Origin of the sequence: Sphingopyxis sp. RIFCSPHIGHO2_12_FULL_65_19 (assembly GCF_001830555.1) — a bacterium.
GTDB lineage: Bacteria > Pseudomonadota > Alphaproteobacteria > Sphingomonadales > Sphingomonadaceae > Sphingopyxis.
Genome location: NZ_MIAM01000016.1, coordinates 79,138 through 99,851, shown reverse-complemented (window position 1 = coordinate 99,851; position 20,714 = coordinate 79,138). Strand labels below are relative to the sequence as shown.

Here is a 20,714-nt window from a genome sequence, read left to right as displayed (position 1 = left end):
GCTTGTCATACCCGGCACGCCGCCCGTGCGATGCGCCGGGAGGGGTTCCTAGAATTTGACGACGGCCTGGATGCCGTATGTCGCGGGGTCGTTATAATTAATCTGGTCCATCGTCACGACGGGCGAGATGTAGGTGATATAGCGCGTGCCGGTGAAATTTTTCGCCCACAGCGCAACGTCGATATCCTCATCGGGCGACAGCCACGACAGGCGCGCGTTGCCGACGCCATAAGGTTTGACGCGATTGGCCTGCAGATTGTCGGGGGTCAGGAAAGTTTCCGACTGCAGGCTACCATCGACGCGCAGTCGCAGCGCGCTGTCGCCAGGCAGCGGCTGAGTCAGCGAGAAGCCTGCCGAAATCGCCACCTCAGGCGCATTGACCAGCTTGTTCCCCGAATAATCTTCCGCCGCGAGAGCGGTGAAATCCTTGTAACGTGCGTGCAGCAGGCTGGCGTTGACGAAGGCGTTGAAATTGCGCGACGGGCGCGCCTGCAATTCGACCTCGAGCCCGTAAAGCTCGGCGTTGCCCGCATTGAGCTTGCGCTGCACCGGCAGGACGCCCGAGGTGTCGAAAACGAAAACCTGCAGATTGCGATAATCATAATAGAATGCGGCGGCGTTGAAGCGCAGTTTGCGATCGAGCAGGTCGCTCTTGAACCCCGCCTCATAGGCGTAGAGCTTTTCCGAACGGAAGGGCTGAAGCTGCGCCGGATCGCTCGACGAACCGCCGGCGAAACCCCCGCTGTTATACCCCTTCGACGACGAGGCGTAGAACAGCAGGTCGTCGGTCGCCTGGAAAGACAGCGCCGCGCGCCAGGACAGATCCTTGAAGGTCTTCGACCCGGTGAAATCGAGCACCGGAACGGTAACGACATCGTCGAAGAGGCTGCGGAAATCGAAATCGATGCTGTCGCTCGAATAGCGCAGCCCTCCGGTCAACGTCAGCCGGTCGGTCAACTTGACGTCGGCCTGCGCGAATGCAGCCCAGCTTTCGGTCTTTTGCGTATAAGGATAGGCGAAATTGCCGATCGAATTGACCGGGTCGAGTGTCCCGAGCAGGTCGTCGGGATCGCGGAAGACGCGCAGGATGTCGAACGCGCTTTCGGTTACCAGCTTGTCGTGGAAATAATAGCCGCCGACGATCCAGTTGACGCTGTTTTCGCCCTTGGACTGGAGGCGGATTTCCTGGCTGAACTGCTGCGGCCGGTCGATATAGGTCGCGGTCAGAACATTGTTCGGGCTGGCGTCGGTGTCCTCGACCGTCGTGCGGCGGACCTGTTCATAGGCGCTGATCGAGGTCAGCGAGACGCCGCCCATGTCGATGTTCGCGGTCAGCGAGCCGCCGACCACATTGACGCGCTCCTGCCCCTCGATATCGTAATCGCCGGCGTTGAGGTCGCCGTCCGTGTCGGCATATCCGAGGCCGTCGAGCGGCACGCCGTCGGCGAAGATGGGGTTACCGGCGAAATCGATGCCCGATCCGCGATGCTGGAACTGGCGCGCGCCGCCGCGGTTCTGCCCGCCATGGACGATCGCCCGGATCAAGATGTCCGGGCTTGGCGTGAAATCGACGATCGCGCGGCCAGCCCACATGTCGAGGTCGTTGAGCTTGTTCCCCGTCACCCGGTTCAGCAGCCAGCCGTCGCGGCGGAGATAAGTGCCGGCAACACGCGCCTTTAGCACATCGCCTGCAATCGGACCGCCAACGCCGCCTTCGATTTGCACTTCGTTGAAGCGCCCATAGGAAACAGCCGCATTCGCGCTGAATTCGTCGGTCGGCTTGCGCGACGAAAAGCGGATGGCACCCGCGGTGGTGTTCCGGCCATAGAGCGTGCCCTGCGGCCCCTTGAGCACCTCGATGCCTTCACTGTCGAAGACGTTGAACAGCTTGCCGGCGTTCGCGCCGAGAAAGACGTCGTCGACATAGACACCGACTGCGCCGGTGGTGTTCGAGTTGAAATCCCCGATGCCGACGCCGCGCAGAAACAGCGAGGTCGTCGTCGCCGACGTGCCCGCCTGCGACGACAGCCCGGGGACGAGGATCGACAGGTCGCGCGGGTCGCGGATGCCGACCTCAGTCAAGGCCTCGCCGCTGATCGCGGTGATGCTGATCGGAACATCCTGGATATTCTGTTTGCGCCGCTGTGCGGTGACGACGATCTCGCCGATCCCGTCGTCGGACGCTGCGGCCTCCGCCGACGCGCTGGCATCCTGCGCAAAGACCGTCACCGGCGCAAGCGCCAGCAGCGAGACCGAAAGCATAGCAAAACCGCGTTTCATCACCGTCCCCTTCTCCATATCGGAATATTTTCCGATTTTGTGGATGCGAATCCGTCGATGTGTCAAGAAAATTAAAAATTCTCGATCTCTATTCGGAATTTTTGTTGATTTATGTGCAATTTTCCCAAAGATGATGTGATGACGGGAGCGCGCATGACGAAGAATGATGTGACCAGGGCCGAGATCAGGCGCCCCGCGCAGAAGCGAAGTCGGGCCCGTTTCGAGGCGATTCTGGATGGCGCCGAACGACTGCTCGACAAGCTTCCGCCAGCCGCGATCAGCATCCCGGCAATCGCCACCGAAGTCGGCATCTCGCCGCCGTCGATCTATCACTTCTTCCCCGAACCTCAGCTCGTGTTCAGCGCGCTGGCCGAACGCTATCTGAAGCGCTTCGAGGAACGGGTGCTGACCGACGTCCCCGACCATGTCGAAAGCTGGCAGGATCTGCAGACCATACAATATCGCGCGGCCCAGAAATGGTTCAACGAGCATCCGGCCGCGCGTCAGGTCCTGCTCGAAGGCCCCGCCTGGTCTTCCGATATCCGGGTTCAGGACCTCGACAGCAATTTCGTCACCGCGGGCCGCAGCATCGAATTGATGACGCAGATGTTCCTGATGCCCGAGATCCCCGACCTGCTGGATCGGCTCGTCGAGGTGATCGTCATAAACGATGCGATCTGGGCGCTGTCGATCCACCGCCACGGCCACATCACCGACGACATGGAAGAACAGGCCCGCCGCGCGCGCATCGCTTATTCGCGGACCTTCCTGCCCGAATATCTGCCGTTGCGCGCAAAGGGCCAGTCCGCGTGATCGCGGAGGCGACGGTCGTCAGCGGCCGCACCCTCGCGCTGTCGATTCTGATCGGGTCCTGTGCGCTGCTCGTGCTCGGTGTGCATCCGGTGCTGCTGGGCGCACTGGTCCAGGAGGGGCGGATCGCCGATGCGCAGGTCGGAAATTTGGTGACCATCGAGATGCTCGCGATCGTGCCGGGATCGCTCGCCGGTATCGGATTGCTACGGCGGGTGGGCGCGCGCGTGGTCGGCACCGCAGCGGGACTGGCGATCGCCGCGATCAACATTCTCCTCATCGGCCAGTCGGGCATGATGATATTGTCGTTCGCGCGCGCCACAGCGGGATTCAGCGAGGGCATTCTCGTCTCGATCGCGCTCGTGGCTATATCGCGCGTCGTGCGCGTCGAGCGCGCCAGCGCGATCTTCCTTGCCGTTCAGACGCTGATCCAGGCGGTCGTGGCCGCAGCCCTGTCGGCAGCCACCCTATCCGGATCGCGCGTCGATGCGGCGCTTGCTGCATTGGCGATTGCCGGGGTGGTCGCCGCCACAACGTCACTGGCGCTTCCGACAACTCTTCGCCCGACCGCCCCCGATAGCGAACGCGGGGCGTTGACGCCCGCCAGCCTGACGGCCCTCGCCTGCGCCGGCCTGTTCCTCGGCGCGATCGTCTCGGTCTGGGGCTATTTCGGGCTATGGCTCATCCATTATGGCTATCCGCCGACCTTTGAAGGGACGGCCGTCTCGCTATGCCTGGTGGCGCAGGTCGTCGGCGCGCTCGCAGCTGCGCGCTTTGGCGAAAGGCTGCCCAACCGTCCGACCATCATCGCCTGCGCCATCGCGGCCGCGGCACTGGTCGGCGCCTTCTATCTCGGGCGCGGCAGCGCTGCGGCAATCGTCTTGGTCAGCATCGCTTTCGGCTTCGTCTGGCTGTTCACTCTGCCCTTCTTCGCCGGCTGGCTGATCGAAATAGATCCCGGCCGCCGTGCCGTGCTGTATCTGACCGCTTTCCAGCTTGGTGGAGCCGCCCTTCTCCCCTCGCTCGTCGGCGTGGCTGTGGGCGCTTATTCAATCAATGCTGCGCTGGCTTTTGCGGGCTGCGCCTTCCTGCTTCTGGCGACCACGGCGAGCCTCTCGACGAGAGCGCAACCCCCGAGCTGATATTAGAAGGTCCGGTGAAAACTCACCAAGTCGGCATCGGCGTCGCCATAGCCGCATATCAGTCCCCGCAGAATCTGGGCTGCCATCATCGAAAAGGTTATGCCGTTGCCGCCATATCCCATCGCGGCGTAGCAGTTCGGCATACGCGGAATACGGCCGATGGTTGGCGTGCCGACCGGACTGTCGCCGAAACTGCCGGCCCAGGCCTTCGACGGGGTTGCGTCGATGTGGGGCAGCAGGGCGGCGAGCTTTCGGGACAAGATTTCGGTCTTGGCCGCCAGTTTGGCGTCGCGCTCGCCCGCGTCGGCGATCTCCTCATCCTCTCCGCCGCAGATGATTTCTCCTGCGGGGGTTGTACGAATGTAAAGATAAGGATCGGCGGCTTCCCAGATCATGGCGGCGGTCGGCCAGATCGCGCGGGGCTGCGGACGGGTCGCGATCGACCAGCTTGAGATGATCTTGTTTCCCTTGCGCGGGATGCCTTTCATCATCTCATAGCCCGTCGCCATGACGACATGGCGCGCGCGAATAGTCGGCCCGCGCGCCGAGACCAGCGTTACGCCCGCGTGCGTCGCCATGATGTCGCAGATATCGACGGGCGAATAGAGCCGCGCGCCTCGCGAAATCGCCACATTCAGATAGCCTGCTGCCAAGCGGCGCGGATCGGCCGAGTAATTGCCGTAACCGATGATCGCATGACGGCCCTTGATGCCGTAACGATCCTCGACCTGCGCGGGTTTGAGCAATTCGATCTCGAATCCCGCCCGTCGCCGCGCTTCGGCTTCGCGCGCAAGCCCTGCCGCATCGAGCAGATTGCCGTCCAGATAGATCGAGCCGCGGGTTGCGCCGTCGACGTCGAGGCCAAGCCTCTCGGTTCGTTCGCGCAGCGCGTCGACCGATTGGCGTGAGCGGCGCCAGATGCGCTCGGCTTTGTCTCGGCCGATCCGTTCGGCCATTTGATGGAGCGGCGTATCGATCTCATATTGCAGCATCGCGGTCGAGGCGGCGGTCGAACCCTCGACGGGGCCCCGGCGATCGACGATAACGACATCGAACCCCGCATCGGACAGCTGCTCGGCGATCAGCGCGCCGGAAATGCCGGCGCCGACCACCACGATGTCGCAGGCGACATCGCGGGTCAGCGGCTTTTCCTCGATCGACGGGCGCCGCCGCGCCGACCAGATCGACTGGCCGGTGCGGAGGTCGCGATGATGGGTCGCCGATGCCGGGCTCACAGCGACGAACGATCAGGCAAGATCGCGCACCGCGGCTTCGCGCGCCCAGTGACGCCGCGTACCCACATCGACGAAGGCCTCGATCGCAACGACACCGCCGTCCCGTTCGACCCCTGCCTTGTCCAGCAGGATTTGCGTCGCCGCGTCATGCGCGATCGTCTTGCAATGCCCATAGGCGTCCATGAACCACTGCACCGCCGCGCCTTGCGCCGACAGCGCCCTGGCCTGTTCGTCGGTCAGGATCGACGCGACCGCATCGAACAGCACCGAGGGGGAGCCAGCGAGCTGGCCGTCGGCCTTGAGCGTCCCGCCCTTGACCTTGATGCCACCCACTTTGGGCGCGACCAGAAACACCGATCCGCCCGCATCTTCGACCTGGCTTTTCAGGGCATTGATCGCGGCCTTGTCCGACCCTTCGGCAAAAAGGATCGCCACCTTGCGGCCTTCCATCATATCGTCGGCGTTTTTCTGGATCGACAGCGCATCGGAGGGTTTGAGTTCGACCGGCGTGCGCGCGGCCTTTTCCTTTGTGGGCAGATCGATCGCGAGGCCTGCGGCAACGCGTTTCGCCAAATCCTCGTCAATGTTGCGAAGCTGCCCGACAACGCGCGCGCGGACATGATCAAGCGTGACCTTCGACAGTTCAAACACCAGCGCCGAGGCGATATGCGCCTGTTCATTTTCGGTCTGCGACAAGTAGAACATCCTAGCCTGGCTGAAATGATCGGCGAACAGTTCGGCGCGGGTACGCAGCTTCTGTGCCGGATCGTTCCGTTCGTCGTTGGCCTCGAAGGTTCTGAAGCCTGTCTCGGCGCTCGCACGCGGCCCCCCATTTTCGCCTGCTTCGGCCAAGCTGTTGGGTTCGTAATTGGCGCGCCCGGTCGGGACGAGCGTCTGCATCATCCCGTCGCGCTGAAAATTGTGGAACGGGCATTTGGGCGCGTTGATCGGGATCTGGTGGAAATTGGTCGTCCCCAGCCGCGACTTTTGCGTGTCGAGATAGGAAAAGAGGCGGCCCTGAAGCAGCGGATCGTTGCTGAAATCAATGCCCGGAATGATGTTCGACGGCAGGAAGGCGACTTGCTCGGTCTCGGCAAAGAAATTGTCGACATTGCGGTTGAGCGTCATGCGGCCGACGATCTCGACGGGGACGTCCTCCTCGGGAATCAGCTTGGTCGCGTCGAGGACGTCAAAGGGCTGCTTTTTGGCGAACGCCTCGTCAAAGACCTGCACGCCGAGATCCCACGCCGGGAAATCGCCCGCGTCGATCGCCTCGAACAGGTCGCGGCGGTGAAAATCGGGATCGGCGCCGGCAATCTTGACCGCCTCGTCCCACGTCGTCGACTGGATGCCGAGCACCGGCTTCCAGTGGAATTTGACGAATTTTCCCTCGCCCTTTTCATTGACGAAGCGGAAGGTGTGGACGCCGAAACCCTCCATCATGCGCAGGCTGCGCGGGATCGTGCGGTCGGACATCGCCCACATGATCATGTGCATCGCCTCGGGCATCAGGCCGATGAAGTCCCAGAAGGTGTCGTGCGCGCTGGCAGCCTGCGGATAGCCGCGGTCGGCCTCCATCTTCACGCTGTGCACGAGATCGGGGAATTTCATGGCATCCTGGATGAAGAAAACCGGGATGTTGTTGCCGACGAGATCCCAGTTGCCGCTTTCCGTATAGAGCTTCACCGCAAAGCCGCGCACGTCGCGCGGGGTGTCGACCGAACCGGCGCCGCCCGCGACGGTCGAGAAGCGCACGAACACCGGACAGGTCGCGCCTTCCTTCTGCAGGATGGACGCCTTGGTCAGCCCGGGGATCGCCTTGGTGCATTCAAACACGCCGTGCGCGCCCGACCCGCGGGCATGAACGATCCGCTCCGGAATGCGCTCGTGGTCGAAATGGAAGATCTTCTCGCGGAGGACGAAATCCTCGAGCAGCGTAGGCCCGCGCTCGCCGGCGCGCAGCGAATTCTGGTTGTCTGAAATGCGGTGGCCGAAATTATCGGTCAGGCAGGCCGCCGCGTCCTCCACCTGATCTCCGGCGTCCTGATGTAGTTCATCGCCATTGCCCCGGGGATCGGTCGGAGCTGGACGAAACGCTCCCGGCTGATGGCTGTGAAGGGCGTGGTCGTTCGCGGGGGACGGCGCATGCTTCTTAGCCATGATCGGTTCCTTGAATTTTTGAGGGGCTTGCCTCCCCAACCCCCCGCTCGCGCTTAGGTTTCGCGGCGTGTCGCTTTCTCTCGCTCTTTCTGATCGGCCATCGCACGCGCGCTCCGTCCGGGCAGCCAGCTTTGCATATCCATCAGCGACTGGATCTTTTGGATGTATCGGTTCCAATAATTGTCGGGCCGCGCTTTCTCTTTGCGCCGCTGATCAGGAACCCAGCCTCACAGGCGCGCTTCGAGCTGTGCGAGGAGCGCGTGTACCGGCGCGGCGGTGGGCGGCGACGCCCATCCCGCCTCGATCGCCGCGATCCGGTCGAACAACCGTTCGCTGGCGGCAATGATCCGGCGGACGGGGGTTTGGAACCCCGCGCATATGTCCCAGTCGGCGGCAAGCGGGGCCCCGATCCGCGCTGCACTGTCGTGCGGACCCGCGCCGGGATCGCCGGCGAACATCGCGCGGCGGTGGAGAAGCCAGGCAATGATGTGCATCAGCCGCGTCGTGGTTTTCAGCGATTCGCAGGCCAGCCCGATCTGCATCAGCGCGCCCCCGCCAAGGTCGCCCAGATCGCGCTGCGCGGCAAAGGCGGCATGGGCCTCGTCGGCCAGCAGCATCGCCTCGACATAGAGATTTTCGACCTGCGCACGCTGCACGGGTATGTCGATTGCCACCATGTTCGTTCGCCCGCCGATCATGCATCGGGGGATGCCATGCACCCGGCCGGGTCGGCAATGGCGGTAACCATGAAATCTGCGGCGCCGTCCGTCCCGTTTTGATTCAGGCGATAATGTCAGGGAGCAGCTGATCCTCGCACCAGGCAATTTCGTCACGCAGGCGCAATTTGCGTTTCTTGAGCCGCGCGAGTTGCAGTTGGTCGGGGGTCGTCGCCGTGCCAAGCGCAATGATCGCCGCATCGAGATCGCGGTGCTCGACGCGAAGCAGTTCCAGGCGCTGGGTAATTTCCTCGGGGTTCACACGGCCTCCCTGCCACGTTCACCACTGGTCCGCAACGGGGACCGCTTGACCGAATCGTCACGACATCGCGGCCGTTTCGTGATTTACTTCGCCCTGCCCATCGAGTCGAAAAGGAGAATGCCAATGAGCACGTCGCACCTTTCCACCTTGAAGTCCCGCCACGCGGACCTCGATGCGAAAATTGCGAATGAAGAGCGCCGTCCCGCCCCCGATACCGGCGTGGTCGCGCTGCTCAAAAAGCAGAAACTGAAACTGAAGGAAGAGATGCTCGCGATCGGTTGACGATCGCCAGCGCTATCGCCCCGCTGATCGCGCCCCGTTCAAAGGGCGCATCAGCGCCGGCGATAGAAGGGGCCTTGCTCGAGCCCCGTGCGCCGCAGATGCGGCGGCAAATCGGATTGCGAAACCACCTGGCGCCGAACGGCCTGCGGATCGACCGGCCGATCGAACGCAATGCCGAATTTGCCTTCGCCCGCCCAGATGACGCGACCCGCAACCGGACCGACATTACGCAGTTCGACCTCGACCGCCGCGCCCTGCGCGACATTGACCCTGGCTTCGGCCAGCATCCCGCCGGGCGACAGATTGCGTACGCGCACCGTGACCGCGTCGGGGCGGCCGGGGACGTTCAGCTGCGCTTGCAGGAACAGGCTGTCACGATCGGCGGCGCGCGAAAGTGCTGCGACTTCCTCGTCCACCGATGTCGGCTGTTGTGAATCCATGTGCGCCCCGATTCCTTCTTGTCGTCGAAACAGGAATCTAGGGTCCGGTCATTGCGGAAACGTAAATGGGGCGCGGCGCGCCGCCGCGATCAATCTTCGCGCGAAATCCGTTCGTTGCGCTCATGCCGCTCCTGCGCTTCGAGCGTCATCGTCGCGATCGGGCGTGCCTGCAAGCGCGCGAGCGAAATTGGTTCGCCGGTCACCGCACAATAGCCATATTCGCCCTCGTCGATGCGGCGGATCGCCGAATCAATCTTGGCGATCAGCTTGCGCTGACGGTCGCGGGTTCTGAGCTCGATCGCCCAGTCGGTTTCGCTCGACGCGCGGTCGGCGAGGTCGGGTTCACGCAGCGGGCCATCCTGAAGATGCGCCAGCGTCGATTCGGATTCGGACAGGATCGATTTTTTCCAGGCGAGAAGCAGGCCGCGGAAATATTCCTGCTGCCGGTCGTTCATAAACTCTTCGTCGTCGCTGGGGACGTAATCCGAATCGAGATTGGATTTGGCTTCGCGAAGCGCGTCAGCGCCAACGTCGGCAATCTTGGTCGGCATGAGGGGCTCTCGCGTCCTTTCCTGTCACCCCGCGGGCCGCCGTGCGGTTCGGGGAGTGGCGCGCCTATAACCAGCCGCTGGCTGCGATACAAGCGCCGAAGCTGCGGATAGCGACGGCCCGTGAAGCAGCGATGAACCGGCGCGGCGACAGGTCCGATTCTGCGTCCCCATTGCAGCCGGACAAACGTCCCGATTTAGGTCCGAAGGTTAACCAATCGCATAGAATTGTTGCAGATTACGTTCTGTTTTGGGACAGATAAGGCGTTTTTGGTTGATTCCGCATCCCTTTTCCCGCTCTCGGACAGGCAAACGCGGTTAACGCAATTGCCGCGTTCACAAAGCTTTGGCCTTTTGGGTTATAGCGAAGGTGAATTGGGGTGTCGGTCGGTGGCGCTTTGCACCTGCAACGGGAAAGAAAGAGAAGCCTATGTCTGTCCGAATGGCCCTTGCCAAACTTTGCGCCTGCACCTGCGGCGGCGCAATCATCGGTAGCGGCGCAATGCAGATTGCCGACGTTCCCAAGGCACGCGCCCAGACGGTCCAGTCGTGCAAGCCCTGCGTCGGCAAAAAGGTCGTCCGCAAGCGCCATGCGGCCCGTAAGCCCGTGAAGCGCGTGCGCCGCGTCGTCACGACGAAGCGTGTGATTCGCACGGCGACCCCGCAGACCCAGGTCGTCACGCAGACGATCCCCCTGCCCCCCATCCCCTACGCGCCCTTTCCCCAGACCGGGTTTGAAGGCGGCGGCGGTGGCGGCGGCGTGACTGTGATCGGCGGCGGTTTCGGCGGCGGTTTCGGCGGCGGTTTTTTCGGCGGTTTCTTTGGCGGCAGTTCGGGCGGCGGCAGCAGCGGCAGCATCGTCGTCACCTCGACCACCACCGGCGGCCTCAGCACGACGTCGAGCAGCACCTCGGGCGGTGTGTCGACATCGACCGGCGGCGTCAGCACCTCGACCTCGACGGGCGGTGTGTCGACCTCGACCGGCAGCGTGAGCACGTCGAGCGGCGTTTCGACCTCGACGGGCAGCGTGTCGACTTCGACCGGGGGGGTCAGCACCTCGACGGGCGGAGTCAGCACCTCGACCGGCGGCGTGTCGACCTCGTCGGGCAATGTCAGCACGTCGTCGGGCAATGTATCGACCTCGTCGGGCAACGTCAGCACCTCGTCGTCGAGCAGCAGCTCTTCATCGAGCTCGTCCTCCTCCTCTTCGTCGTCGAGCTCGTCGTCGTCGGGCGGCAGTTCGTCCAAGGGCGGTTCGTCGCACGGCAGTTCGGGCTGGGGCAGTTCGTCGCATGGCAGTTCGGGCGGCTCGAACGGGTCGAGCGGCAGTTCGGGCGGCTCCAGCAGCAGCTCGGGCGGTTCGAGCAGTTCGTCGTCCAGTTCTTCATCGTCGTCGAGCAGCAGCACGTCGAGCGGCGCGACCTCGTCGGGCGCGACCAGCAGCACCAGCAGCTTCGGTTCGACCGGCAGCACCAGTTCCTCATCCTCGTCGTCGAGCAGCAGTTCGTCGTCCAGCAGTTCGTCGTCCAGCAGCTCGTCGTCGAGCTCGGGCGGCAGCACAAGCAGCTCGTCGGGCGATCCGACCCCTGTTCCTGCGCCGCCCATGATGCTATTGTTCGGGGCAGCAGCCGTCGCGCTCGTCGCGCGTCGCCGCGCGGCCAACCGCAACGACGACGACGCCAACGCGGCTTGATCAAATCCACTGGAGGTTTGGGGGGCTAACCCGGACCACCGAACTAAGGGCCGCCCTTTTCGGGCGGCCCTTTTTTATGGCGTCGATCGGGCTTGCGCGCCGCGAACCGCGACGCCATAGCCCCGCCATGCACGATATCCGCCTGATCCGGGAAAATCCCCAAGCCTTCGACGCCGGCCTCGCGCGCCGCGGTCTCGAACCCCTGTCTGCCCAGATCGTGGCGGCCGATGCGGCGCTGCGCGCGTTGCAGACCGATATCCAGGGGTCGCTCGCACGCCGCAACGAGGCGTCGAAGCTGATCGGCCAGGCGATGGCGCAGGGCGACAAGGACAAGGCCGAGGCGCTGAAGGCCGAGGTCGCCGAATTGAAGACCGCGCTTCCCGCAAAGGAAGAGGCCGAACGCGAACAGCTCGGCGCGTTGCAGGATATGCTTGCTGCGCTCCCGAACATTCCCGCCGACGATGTGCCCGACGGCGCGGATGAGGAAAGCAATGTCGAAATTTCGCGCTGGGGCACCCCCCGCACATTCGATTTCGCGCCGCAGGAACATGCCGACTTTGCCCCCGCGCTCGGCCTCGATTTCGAGACGGCGGCCAAGATGTCGGGCGCGCGCTTCGCATTTCTGAAAGGCCAGATGGCGCGGCTCGAACGCGCGCTCGGCCAATATATGATCGACCGCCAGACGATCGAGGCCGGCTACACCGAATGCGCGACGCCGTTGATGGTCCGCGACGAGGCCGCATACGGAACGACGCAGTTGCCGAAGTTTCGCGAAGACCTGTTCCAGACCACCGACGGCCGCTGGCTGATTTCGACGTCGGAGATGAGCCTGACCAACGCGGTGCGTGAAGAAATCCTGCCCGAGGCTGCGTTGCCGATCCGCATGACCGCGCTCACCCCCTGCTTCCGATCCGAAGCCGGGTCGGCGGGGCGCGACACGCGCGGCTATATCCGCCAGCACCAGTTCTGGAAGGTCGAGCTGGTGTCGATCGTCCGCCCCGAGGATTCGGACGCCGAACTCGAACGCAAGACACGCGCCGCCGAATCGATCCTCGAAGGCCTTGGCCTGCCATATCGCAAGATGCTGTTGTGCAGCGGCGACATGGGCTTCGCGGCACGCAAGACCTATGACCTGGAAGTCTGGTTACCCGGCCAGAATGCGTATCGCGAGATTTCGAGCTGCTCCAACTGCGGCGATTTCCAGGCGCGCCGCATGAACACGCGTTTCCGCCGCGAGGATGTAAAGGGCAATGAGTTCGTCCACACGCTGAACGGGTCGGGCCTTGCGGTCGGACGGACGCTCGTCGCGATCCTCGAAAATTATCAGCAGGCCGACGGCAGCGTCATCGTTCCCGACGCGCTTTTGCCATATATGGGTGGGATCACTCACCTGTCTCCCACCTCCTAGCCATCGTCACCCCGGACTTGATCCGGGGTCCATGCGGCGGCGTGTCATGGACCCCGGATCAAGTCCGGGGTGACGAAGAAAGAGAGACCATAAAGTGCGCATCCTTCTGACCAACGACGACGGCTATCATGCCCCCGGCATGGCGGTGCTCGAAGCGATTGCGCGCGAACTTAGCGACGACATCTGGGTTTGCGCGCCGGCCGAGGAACAGTCGGGCGCCGGGCACTCGCTCACCCTGTCGCGCCCGGTCCGCATCCGCCAGCATGACGAGCGCCGCTGGTCGTGCAGCGGCACCCCGACCGATTCGGTGATGATGGCGATCGGCAAGCTGATGCCCGAAAAGCCCGACCTGATCCTGTCGGGGGTCAACCGCGGCGCCAACCTTGGCGACGACATCACCTATTCGGGCACCGTCTCAGCGGCGATCGAGGGCGCGCTGGCGGGTATTCCGGCGATCGCGCTGAGCCAGGTTTATGCCAAGGAAGGCATGGGCGACAGCGTGCCGTTCGAGGCCGCCGAAATGTGGGGCGCCAAGGTGCTGCGCCCGCTGCTCGACATGGACATGGCGCCGCGCACGCTGATCAACATCAACTTCCCCGCCCTCCCCGCGGCCGAGGTCAAGGGCATCCGCGTCACCCGCCAGGGCTTCCACGATTATGGCCGCGGCTCGATCGTCGAGGGCACCGACCCGCGCGGCTATCGTTATTACTGGTTCGGTCTGCATGGCATCGAACATAGCCTGGGCCACGACAGCGATTTGGAGGCGATCGACGACCAATATATCTCGGTCACCCCGCTCCAGCTCGACCTGACCCACGACGCGTCGCTCGCGGCGCTGCGCGGGGCGTATTCGGCTGACAAAATTTAACATTGTCATCCCGACAAACAGGGGGACTGGCCTTCGTCCCCTCGCTTTGGCACAAGGGCGGCAATGAGCAAGCGGCCGAACCCCAAGCGTCATATCCAGAGCGGTATTCACCTGCTGAAACGGGCGAGCAAATGGCCGATCTGGGCGGATGTCGTCACACGCCTTGGTGTCGCTTTCTTTCTGATCGCGATCGTCATCCTGGTCCACTGGATCGACCGCGCGGGGCTGAAGGACAGCCACGACGGCCACATCAGCTTTCTCGACGTTGTCTATTTCACGATGATTTCGGTCACGACGACCGGCTTTGGCGACATTGCGCCGGTGTCCGACCGATCGCGGTTGATCGAAGCTGTGATCGTCACCCCGATCCGCATCCTGGTGCTCTTCATCTTTGTCGGCACCGCCTATAATTTCGTCCTCAAACGCACATGGGAAAAATGGCGTATGGCCCGCATCCAGGCAAAGCTCACCAACCATATCGTCGTATTGGGTTATGGCGTCAGCGGCAGCGAAGCGGTCAAGGAACTGATCGCCCGCGGCACCGACCCCGCCTGCATCGTCGTCATCGATCAGTCGCCGAGCCGCATCAACGCGGCCGAAGCGGCGGGCTGCAATGTCCTCGAAGGCGACGCGTCGAACGACGATACGCTTGTCGACGTCCGCATTGCAGAGGCGCAGACGGTGCTCGTTTCCGCCGGCCGCGACGATACCTCCATCCTCATGGTGCTGACGGTACGGCATCTGGCACCGCATGTTCCGATCAGCGTCGTCATCCGCGCCAAGGACAATGAACTGCTCGCGCGGCAGGCGGGCGCGAACAATGTCATAAACCCGGTCAGCTTTACCGGGCTGTTGCTCGCCGGATCGGCGCAGGGCGCGCATGTCGCCGACTATATGGCCGACCTTGCCAGCATCGGCGGCCGCGTCCAGCTGCGCGAACGTCCCATCGCGGCCGAAGAGGTGGGCCGCTCGATCGACCAGTTGGCGAGCGGGGGGCGCGGGCTGCGCATCTATCGCGGCGGCAAACCCTATGGTTTCTGGGAACCCGAGGCCCAGCGCCTGGAACGCGGCGACGAGATCGTCGAGGTCATCCGCTGCGAGGAATGCGAAGCGAGCGTTCCCGGCGGCTAGGGCCCTAGGCGCGCCAGTATAGCCAGCCGGCCCAGAGCCAGCCGACAATCAGCAGCGTTCCACCGATCGGCGTAACCGCGCCCAGCCAGCGCGGTCCGCCGAACGCCATCGCATAGAGGGTGACCGCGAACAGCGCCGCGCCCACCAGCAGCAGGATCGCCGGTCCGCGCGCGAAGCCCATGATGGCGAGCGCCGCGACCGCATGGACCAGTTGATAGATGCCGCCGGTGCGCAGCCACTCGGCTTCTTGCGGTCCCGACGCGCCATGCGCCCCGAACGCGCCCGCCGCGACCGCCAGCGCCGCCGAAATCGCCGCAAACGCCCCGATCGCCATTGCCTTTATCCTTTCGTCCGAACCATGCCGTCCATGCCCGCACCAGCCGGGCGTGACAAGCGCCGCAAAATCGATTAAAGGCGCCGCCAATCATGACAGTCAAAACGCTCCCCACCCAGCCGAAGGTCGGCATGGTTTCGCTCGGCTGCCCCAAGGCGCTCGTCGATAGCGAACGGATATTGACCAAGCTGCGCGCCGACGGATACGGCCTGTCCCCCGATTATGCGGGCGCCGACGTCGTGCTCGTCAACACCTGTGGCTTCCTCGATTCGGCGAAGGAAGAAAGCCTGGAGGCGATCGGCGAAGCGATGGCCGAGAATGGCCGCGTCATCGTCACCGGCTGCATGGGTAACGAGGCCGAGGTTATCCGCGCGCGTTTTCCGAACGTCCTCGCTGTCACCGGCGCGCATCAATATGAACAGGTGGTCGATGCCGTCCACGACGCCGCGCCGCCCACCCAAGGCCCGTTCATCGACCTCGTCCCCGAAGGCGGGCTGAAGCTGACGCCGCGGCACTACAGCTATCTGAAGATTTCGGAAGGCTGCAACCACAGCTGTTCCTTCTGCATCATCCCGGACCTTCGCGGCAAACTGGTCAGCCGCCGCATCGACGCGGTGCTGCGCGAGGCCGAAAAGCTCGTTGCCGCGGGAACGAAAGAGCTGCTGGTGATCAGCCAGGACACCTCGGCCTATGGCGTCGATATTCGCCACGACCCGCGCCAATGGCACGGGCGCGAGGTGCGCGCGCATATGACCGACCTGGCGCGCGAGCTGGGCCAGCTTCGGACCGGCCAAGGCCGCGCCCCTTGGGTGCGCCTGCATTACGTCTATCCCTACCCCCACGTCGATGCGGTGATCCCGTTGATGGCCGAAGGGCTGTTGACGCCGTATCTGGACATCCCTTTCCAGCATGCGGCGCCTAGCGTGCTGAAGCGCATGAAGCGCCCCGCGAACGAAGCAAAGGTGCTCGAGCGGCTGAAGAGCTGGCGCCAGATCGCTCCCGACATCTCGATCCGTTCCAGCTTCGTCGTCGGCTTCCCCGGCGAGACCGAAGCCGATTTCCAATATCTGCTCGACTGGCTGGATGAAGCCCAACTCGATCGTGTCGGCGCCTTTCGCTTCGAGCCGGTCGCGGGCGCGCAGGCGAATGCGCTCGACAACCCGGTGCCCGAAGAGGTCAAGGAAGAACGTTATCAGCGCATCATGGCGAAAACCGCCGCGATCAGCGCCGCGAAGCTGGAGGCCAAAATCGGCCGGACCCTGCCGGTGATTATCGACGAAGTCGGCGAGGCGGATGAAGACGGCAGCATCGGCGCCACGGGCCGTAGCGAGGCCGACGCGCCCGAAATCGACGGCCATGTCTACCTTCGCGACGTCGCCGCAACGCTGAAGGCCGGCGACATCGTCGACGTCGAGATCGAGGACGCCGACGAGCATGATCTGTTCGGGGTGGTAGTCGGCTGAACGGTTGATTTGTTGGAACGAGCTTTACCAATTGGCGTTACCACGGGTGCATCAATCGGGGGCTGAAATATGCGGGCGACCACCTCACTAGCCGTAACCACCGCAGCGGTGGTCGCACTCACCGCCTGCGACCGCCAAGTCGCCGTCGACGCCCCGCCGCGCGCAACCGACAAGGCGCCTTCGCCGACGCAGACATCGCTGATCGCGGTGCCCATCAACGCCGACACCACCGCACTAAAGCAGGCGCTCGAACGGGCCGTGCCGAGGACGCTATGGACGATCAACCGTCGCGAACGCGCATGCGTCAAGCCGCAGGAAGTCAAGCTGTTTGGCAAGGAGGTGAAGGTCACGCCGCCCATCGCCTGCACGATCGTCGGACAGGTGACGCGCGGGCCGCTGCGGCTGCGCGGGGTGGGCGACGAGATTATCGTCGACGTGCCGATCCGCGCGACGATCCGCGCCCGCGACGTCGGCGGCGTGCTGAAGGGCGAGACCGCGACGGGCGCGGCGATGGCGCATGCGCGTGTCAAGATCGACATCACACCCGACTGGCGCACCCGCGGAACGGCGCGGATCAGCTATGGCTGGACCAAGGCACCGGGGATCGACTTTCTGGGCCAGCGCATCACCTTTACTGACGAGGCCGACGCCAAGCTGAAACCCGTAGTGCGCGACGTCGAGCGCGAGGTAAACCGCGAAATCGCCCGCATCGACATCCGCCAACAGGCGTCCGAAGTGTGGCGACAGAGCTTCACCGCGCTCGAACTCAACCGGGAAAACCCGCCGGTGTGGATGCGCGTGACGCCGCAGCGTATCCTGTACGGCGGATACCGCATGGAGGGGCAGCAGATGCGGCTGAACCTAGGGCTGGAAGCAATCACCGAAACCTTTGTTTCGGGCCGACCCACCGATCCCACCCCGACCCCATTGCCGAACATGGTCCGCGCCGCGCCCAAGCCGCATCTGGACGTCCGGGTGCCGGTCCTTGCCGATTATGCGCAGCTTCAGCCGGTGGTCGATCGTGCGTTGCGCAAGCGGTCGGCGCGGCCGTTCGTCCTGCCGAAGGTCGGCCCGATGACGGTCAAATTCGGCAAATCGACGATCTATGGCGCGCCGGGCGGGCGGATTGCACTGGGCGTCGATGTCGCCATGCGGCTGGCCGACCGCAGCGGCGAACCGACCCATGGCCGCATCTGGATGACCGCGGTTCCCAACAACACACCCGGTTCGGCCGAGGTGCATTTTACCGACCTGTCGATCAACGGCGACACCGACGGCGTTGGCGGCGACCTGCTCATCACGCTGGGCCAGAGTCCGGGATTCGCGCCGCTGATCGCCGATGCGTTGACCCAGAATTTCGCGCGCGACCTGAACGAACTGCAAGGCAAGATCAAACGCGCGGTCGATCAGCGGCGCGAGGGGGACTTTGTCATCCGCACCCGCGTCGATCGCTTCGAGACGGGAGAGATCAAGGCCTATGGCGACGGCCTGTTCCTGCCCGTGCGGATGATCGGCGGGGCGCAGGTCGATTATCGCCCCGCGAAATGATCAGAACAGGCGGGTGATGGCGTAGAAGATCGCCGCGACGATCGCGCTCGCCGGGATGGTGATGAACCACGCCGCAATGACATTGCCCGCGACGCCCCAGCGCACCGCGCTGGTGCGGCGCGCCACGCCGGCGCCGATGATGCTGCCGGTGATCGTGTGCGTGGTCGACACCGGGATGCCGAGCAGGCTGGCGGTGAAGACCATGATCGACCCGCCGGTCGAGGCGGCAAAACCCTGATGGTGCGACAGCTTGGTGATGCGGCCGCCCATCGTCTCGATAATTTTCCACCCCCCCGAGAGGGTGCCGAGCGCGATGGCGACATAGCAGCTGAAGGCCACCCAGTGCGGAACGTGAAATTCGCCCTGAAGATATCCGGTCGAATAGAGAAGGACCGCAATGATCCCCATCGTCTTCTGCGCGTCGTTCAGCCCGTGACTGATCGAATAGGCAGCCGACGAAAACAGGTGGAGATGGCGGAAGGTCTTTTCAGCGAAATTGGCCGTGGCGCGGCGCAGCGCCCAACTGCTGAGCAGCATCACCAGCATCGCCAGCAACATCCCCAGCATCGGCGACAGGAAGATCGCGATGACGGTCTTGTTCAGCCCGGTCCATTCGATCCCCTCGAACCCCGCATGGGCGACCCCTGCCCCGACGATGCCGCCGACCAACGCGTGGCTCGACGACGAGGGGATGCCTTTCAGCCAGGTCACGACGTTCCAGAACATCGCACCGACCAGCGCGCCGAACACGACCGCGGGGGTCACCAGATCCTTGTCGATGATACCCTTGCCGATCGTTTCCGCCACCTTGTGGAGTTCGGGAAAGATGACCGACAGGAAATAGGCGGCAAAGTTGAAAAATGCGGCGAACAGCACCGCCTGCACCGGCCGCAGCAGGCGCGTCGCGACAACGGTCGCAATGCTGTTCGCGGCGTCGTGCAGCCCGTTCAGGAAGTCGAACGCCAGCGCCAGGATGACCAGGCCGACGAGGAGCGGGAAAGCGAGTTCGTGCATGGTGGACGCCCCCGCCTACGCGTGGTCGATGACCAGGCCGTCGATCTCGTTCGCAACATCCTCGAAACTGTCGGTGACGCGTTCGAGATGACGGAACAACTCGCGGGCGATCAGGAATTGCGTCGGATTCGCTTCGCCATGTTCGCGGAACAGGCGCTTCAGACCGGCGGCATGGATTTCGTCGGCATGGCCCTCCATTCGCACCAGCCGTTCGGTCAGTTCATGCAGCCGCGGGCCGTTGGCGCCGATGTTGCGGAGCAAAGGCAGCGCCTCTGCCGTCAGCCGCGCCGCATCGACGATGATACCCGCGATATCGCGCATTTCGGGCTCGAACTCGGTGACGTCATACAGGTCGACCGCGCCCGCGGTCTTCTGCATCTCGTCGATCGCATCGTCCATCGAGGCGATCAGGTCGGTGATCGCGCTGCGGTCGAACGGGGTCAGGAAGGTGCGGCGGACGGTCTGGAGCACTTCGCGCGTGATGGCGTCGGCGTCATGTTCGCGTTCGATGATTTCCTGGACATGGTCCGCCATGCCCTCGCCGCCCTGGAGCATCCGCGACAAGGCGTTGGCACCGGCCACCAGCGTCGCGGCATGGCTTTCAAACAATTCAAAAAAATTTCCCTGTCGCGGCAGCAAACGCTGAAACCATGCGAACATCCGGCTTACCCCTGCTTTCTCTGCACCATTCTGGACGGCGCCACGCGGCGCGGCGACAGCGCGGAAGCCGCCGTCCCCGAACGAGCGGATCAGCGCCTGCAAATCCGGCTCCTCCACCGCCGACGCGGCTTCCCGGAACGAGAACCATTTGCGGTCGCGCTCGTCCATTTCCTTCCAGTCGTCGAGTTCGTTCGTCACCGCGAGCGGAAACACCTCGACATTATACATGATCGACGCGCCGTTCGCCCGGCGCTTCCTATATTCGTAACTGCCGATCGGAGTCGGACAGACGGCGCCGATCACCCCCGCCTCCTCCTCGGCCTCCACGGCGGCGGCCGCATGGCGTGTCATGCCGGTCAGCGGATTGCCTTTCGGCACCACCCAGCGCTTTGTTTCGCGTGAGGTGATCAACAGGATTTCGGTCGGCCCGTCCTGCGCGGGTCCACCGAATCGATAGGGAAGGACGGCGATCTGACGCATGTTGCTTTCCATCCTTTCCATGAAATTGCGGCCGCGCGCGGCCCTGAGTGACAAAGAGGTTACGCCCCTATGACAATAATGTGACAGCGACAAGGACGCTTCGCCGACGCCGCACTTTCCGTAAACGTCAATTCGATTGCAAAATGAAACGCGGTGCGTAATCTATCCTCCAAACATAGTCGGGAGACAGGATGATGGCAGGCACGGCGACGATGGAACGCCCCGCGGATGCGACAGCTG

At 63.8% G+C, this 20,714-nt stretch carries 19 protein-coding genes; 8 read left to right on the top strand and 11 right to left on the bottom strand.

Annotated features, from left to right (window positions below; translation table 11 throughout):
• Nucleotides 1-48: 48 nt before the first annotated feature.
• Entirely contained in the window at nt 49-2,280 is a 2,232-nt protein-coding gene (locus A3E77_RS05105) for a TonB-dependent receptor (protein WP_293643817.1), read from the bottom strand.
• 153 nt (nt 2,281-2,433) lie between these two features.
• On the opposite strand from A3E77_RS05105, the gene A3E77_RS05100 reads away from it, so the two are divergent.
• A complete protein-coding gene (locus tag A3E77_RS05100) occupies nt 2,434-3,093 on the top strand; it encodes a TetR/AcrR family transcriptional regulator (RefSeq protein ID WP_293643815.1) in 660 nt (219 codons plus the stop codon).
• The gene (locus A3E77_RS05095; RefSeq protein WP_293643813.1) at nt 3,090-4,232 is read left to right on the top strand and encodes an MFS transporter; all 1,143 of its coding nucleotides are present in this window, start codon (nt 3,090-3,092) and stop codon (nt 4,230-4,232) included. Before A3E77_RS05100 ends, A3E77_RS05095 begins: the two co-directional genes overlap by 4 nt.
• A 2-nt stretch (nt 4,233-4,234) precedes the next feature.
• On the opposite strand, the gene A3E77_RS05090 is transcribed toward A3E77_RS05095, so the two are convergent.
• From A3E77_RS05090 to A3E77_RS05075, 4 genes are all read right to left on the bottom strand, one after another.
• Nucleotides 4,235-5,467 (bottom strand): NAD(P)/FAD-dependent oxidoreductase, encoded by a 1,233-nt coding sequence (locus tag A3E77_RS05090; RefSeq protein WP_293643811.1) that lies wholly within the window; start codon nt 5,465-5,467, stop codon nt 4,235-4,237.
• A 12-nt stretch (nt 5,468-5,479) separates the two neighbouring features.
• Complete coding sequence (locus A3E77_RS05085; protein WP_293643809.1) at nt 5,480-7,627, bottom strand: catalase; 2,148 nt, start codon at nt 7,625-7,627, stop codon at nt 5,480-5,482.
• Between the two features lie 227 nt (nt 7,628-7,854).
• Entirely contained in the window at nt 7,855-8,325 is a 471-nt protein-coding gene (locus A3E77_RS05080; protein ID WP_293643807.1) for a DUF1465 family protein, read from the bottom strand.
• An 82-nt stretch (nt 8,326-8,407) separates the two neighbouring features.
• Entirely contained in the window at nt 8,408-8,605 is a 198-nt protein-coding gene (locus A3E77_RS05075; protein WP_293643805.1) for a YdcH family protein, read from the bottom strand.
• Nucleotides 8,606-8,728: 123 nt separating this feature from the next.
• On the opposite strand from A3E77_RS05075, the gene A3E77_RS05070 reads away from it, so the two are divergent.
• Nucleotides 8,729-8,887, top strand: coding sequence for a DUF465 domain-containing protein (locus tag A3E77_RS05070; RefSeq protein WP_293643803.1), 159 nt, complete (start codon nt 8,729-8,731; stop codon nt 8,885-8,887).
• A gap of 50 nt (nt 8,888-8,937) precedes the next feature.
• Here A3E77_RS05070 and A3E77_RS05065 read toward each other — a convergent pair whose 3' ends face one another.
• From A3E77_RS05065 to A3E77_RS05055, 3 genes are all read right to left on the bottom strand, one after another.
• The gene (locus A3E77_RS05065; RefSeq protein WP_293643801.1) at nt 8,938-9,327 is read right to left on the bottom strand and encodes a PilZ domain-containing protein; all 390 of its coding nucleotides are present in this window, start codon (nt 9,325-9,327) and stop codon (nt 8,938-8,940) included.
• Nucleotides 9,328-9,416: 89 nt separating this feature from the next.
• Nucleotides 9,417-9,878 (bottom strand): RNA polymerase-binding protein DksA, encoded by a 462-nt coding sequence (gene dksA / locus A3E77_RS05060; RefSeq protein WP_293643799.1) that lies wholly within the window; start codon nt 9,876-9,878, stop codon nt 9,417-9,419.
• Between the two features lie 705 nt (nt 9,879-10,583).
• The gene (locus tag A3E77_RS05055) at nt 10,584-11,537 is read right to left on the bottom strand and encodes a hypothetical protein (RefSeq protein ID WP_293643797.1); all 954 of its coding nucleotides are present in this window, start codon (nt 11,535-11,537) and stop codon (nt 10,584-10,586) included.
• Nucleotides 11,538-11,695: 158 nt separating this feature from the next.
• Between A3E77_RS05055 and serS the strand changes: the two genes are divergently transcribed.
• From serS to A3E77_RS05040, 3 genes are all read left to right on the top strand, one after another.
• A complete protein-coding gene (serS, locus tag A3E77_RS05050) occupies nt 11,696-12,976 on the top strand; it encodes a serine--tRNA ligase (protein WP_293643795.1) in 1,281 nt (426 codons plus the stop codon).
• 94 nt (nt 12,977-13,070) lie between these two features.
• Entirely contained in the window at nt 13,071-13,844 is a 774-nt protein-coding gene (surE, locus tag A3E77_RS05045) for a 5'/3'-nucleotidase SurE (RefSeq protein ID WP_293643793.1), read from the top strand.
• A 63-nt stretch (nt 13,845-13,907) separates the two neighbouring features.
• Nucleotides 13,908-14,975, top strand: coding sequence for a potassium channel family protein (locus A3E77_RS05040; protein WP_293643791.1), 1,068 nt, complete (start codon nt 13,908-13,910; stop codon nt 14,973-14,975).
• Between the two features lie 4 nt (nt 14,976-14,979).
• Here A3E77_RS05040 and A3E77_RS05035 read toward each other — a convergent pair whose 3' ends face one another.
• The gene (locus A3E77_RS05035; protein WP_293643790.1) at nt 14,980-15,309 is read right to left on the bottom strand and encodes a DUF423 domain-containing protein; all 330 of its coding nucleotides are present in this window, start codon (nt 15,307-15,309) and stop codon (nt 14,980-14,982) included.
• Between the two features lie 92 nt (nt 15,310-15,401).
• On the opposite strand from A3E77_RS05035, the gene rimO reads away from it, so the two are divergent.
• Together rimO and A3E77_RS05025 are read left to right on the top strand one after the other, a co-directional pair.
• Nucleotides 15,402-16,772: a 30S ribosomal protein S12 methylthiotransferase RimO gene (rimO, locus tag A3E77_RS05030; RefSeq protein WP_293643788.1), complete on the top strand. Its 1,371-nt coding sequence runs from the start codon at nt 15,402-15,404 to the stop codon at nt 16,770-16,772.
• Between the two features lie 69 nt (nt 16,773-16,841).
• Nucleotides 16,842-18,320 (top strand): DUF4403 family protein, encoded by a 1,479-nt coding sequence (locus A3E77_RS05025; RefSeq protein ID WP_293643786.1) that lies wholly within the window; start codon nt 16,842-16,844, stop codon nt 18,318-18,320.
• Here the strand turns inward: A3E77_RS05025 and A3E77_RS05020 are convergent, their stop codons facing one another.
• Entirely contained in the window at nt 18,321-19,334 is a 1,014-nt protein-coding gene (locus A3E77_RS05020) for an inorganic phosphate transporter (RefSeq protein WP_293643784.1), read from the bottom strand.
• A 15-nt stretch (nt 19,335-19,349) separates the two neighbouring features.
• Nucleotides 19,350-20,474: a DUF47 family protein gene (locus A3E77_RS05015; RefSeq protein WP_293643782.1), complete on the bottom strand. Its 1,125-nt coding sequence runs from the start codon at nt 20,472-20,474 to the stop codon at nt 19,350-19,352.
• Nucleotides 20,475-20,714: the final 240 nt, after the last annotated feature.

Bases quoted from the DNA above. Each gene is read 5' to 3' on its own strand.
- A3E77_RS05105 (WP_293643817.1), bottom strand. From the start codon at position 2,280: ATGAAACGCGGTTTTGCTATGCTTTCGGTCTCGCTGCTGGCGCTTGCG.
- A3E77_RS05100 (WP_293643815.1), top strand. From the start codon at position 2,434: ATGACGAAGAATGATGTGACCAGGGCCGAGATCAGGCGCCCCGCGCAG.
- A3E77_RS05085 (WP_293643809.1), bottom strand. From the start codon at position 7,627: ATGGCTAAGAAGCATGCGCCGTCCCCCGCGAACGACCACGCCCTTCAC.
- A3E77_RS05080 (WP_293643807.1), bottom strand. From the start codon at position 8,325: ATGATCGGCGGGCGAACGAACATGGTGGCAATCGACATACCCGTGCAG.
- A3E77_RS05070 (WP_293643803.1), top strand. From the start codon at position 8,729: ATGAGCACGTCGCACCTTTCCACCTTGAAGTCCCGCCACGCGGACCTC.
- A3E77_RS05065 (WP_293643801.1), bottom strand. From the start codon at position 9,327: ATGGATTCACAACAGCCGACATCGGTGGACGAGGAAGTCGCAGCACTT.
- dksA (WP_293643799.1), bottom strand. From the start codon at position 9,878: ATGCCGACCAAGATTGCCGACGTTGGCGCTGACGCGCTTCGCGAAGCC.
- serS (WP_293643795.1), top strand. From the start codon at position 11,696: ATGCACGATATCCGCCTGATCCGGGAAAATCCCCAAGCCTTCGACGCC.
- A3E77_RS05040 (WP_293643791.1), top strand. From the start codon at position 13,908: ATGAGCAAGCGGCCGAACCCCAAGCGTCATATCCAGAGCGGTATTCAC.
- A3E77_RS05035 (WP_293643790.1), bottom strand. From the start codon at position 15,309: ATGGCGATCGGGGCGTTTGCGGCGATTTCGGCGGCGCTGGCGGTCGCG.
- rimO (WP_293643788.1), top strand. From the start codon at position 15,402: ATGACAGTCAAAACGCTCCCCACCCAGCCGAAGGTCGGCATGGTTTCG.
- A3E77_RS05025 (WP_293643786.1), top strand. From the start codon at position 16,842: ATGCGGGCGACCACCTCACTAGCCGTAACCACCGCAGCGGTGGTCGCA.
- A3E77_RS05020 (WP_293643784.1), bottom strand. From the start codon at position 19,334: ATGCACGAACTCGCTTTCCCGCTCCTCGTCGGCCTGGTCATCCTGGCG.
- A3E77_RS05015 (WP_293643782.1), bottom strand. From the start codon at position 20,474: ATGCGTCAGATCGCCGTCCTTCCCTATCGATTCGGTGGACCCGCGCAG.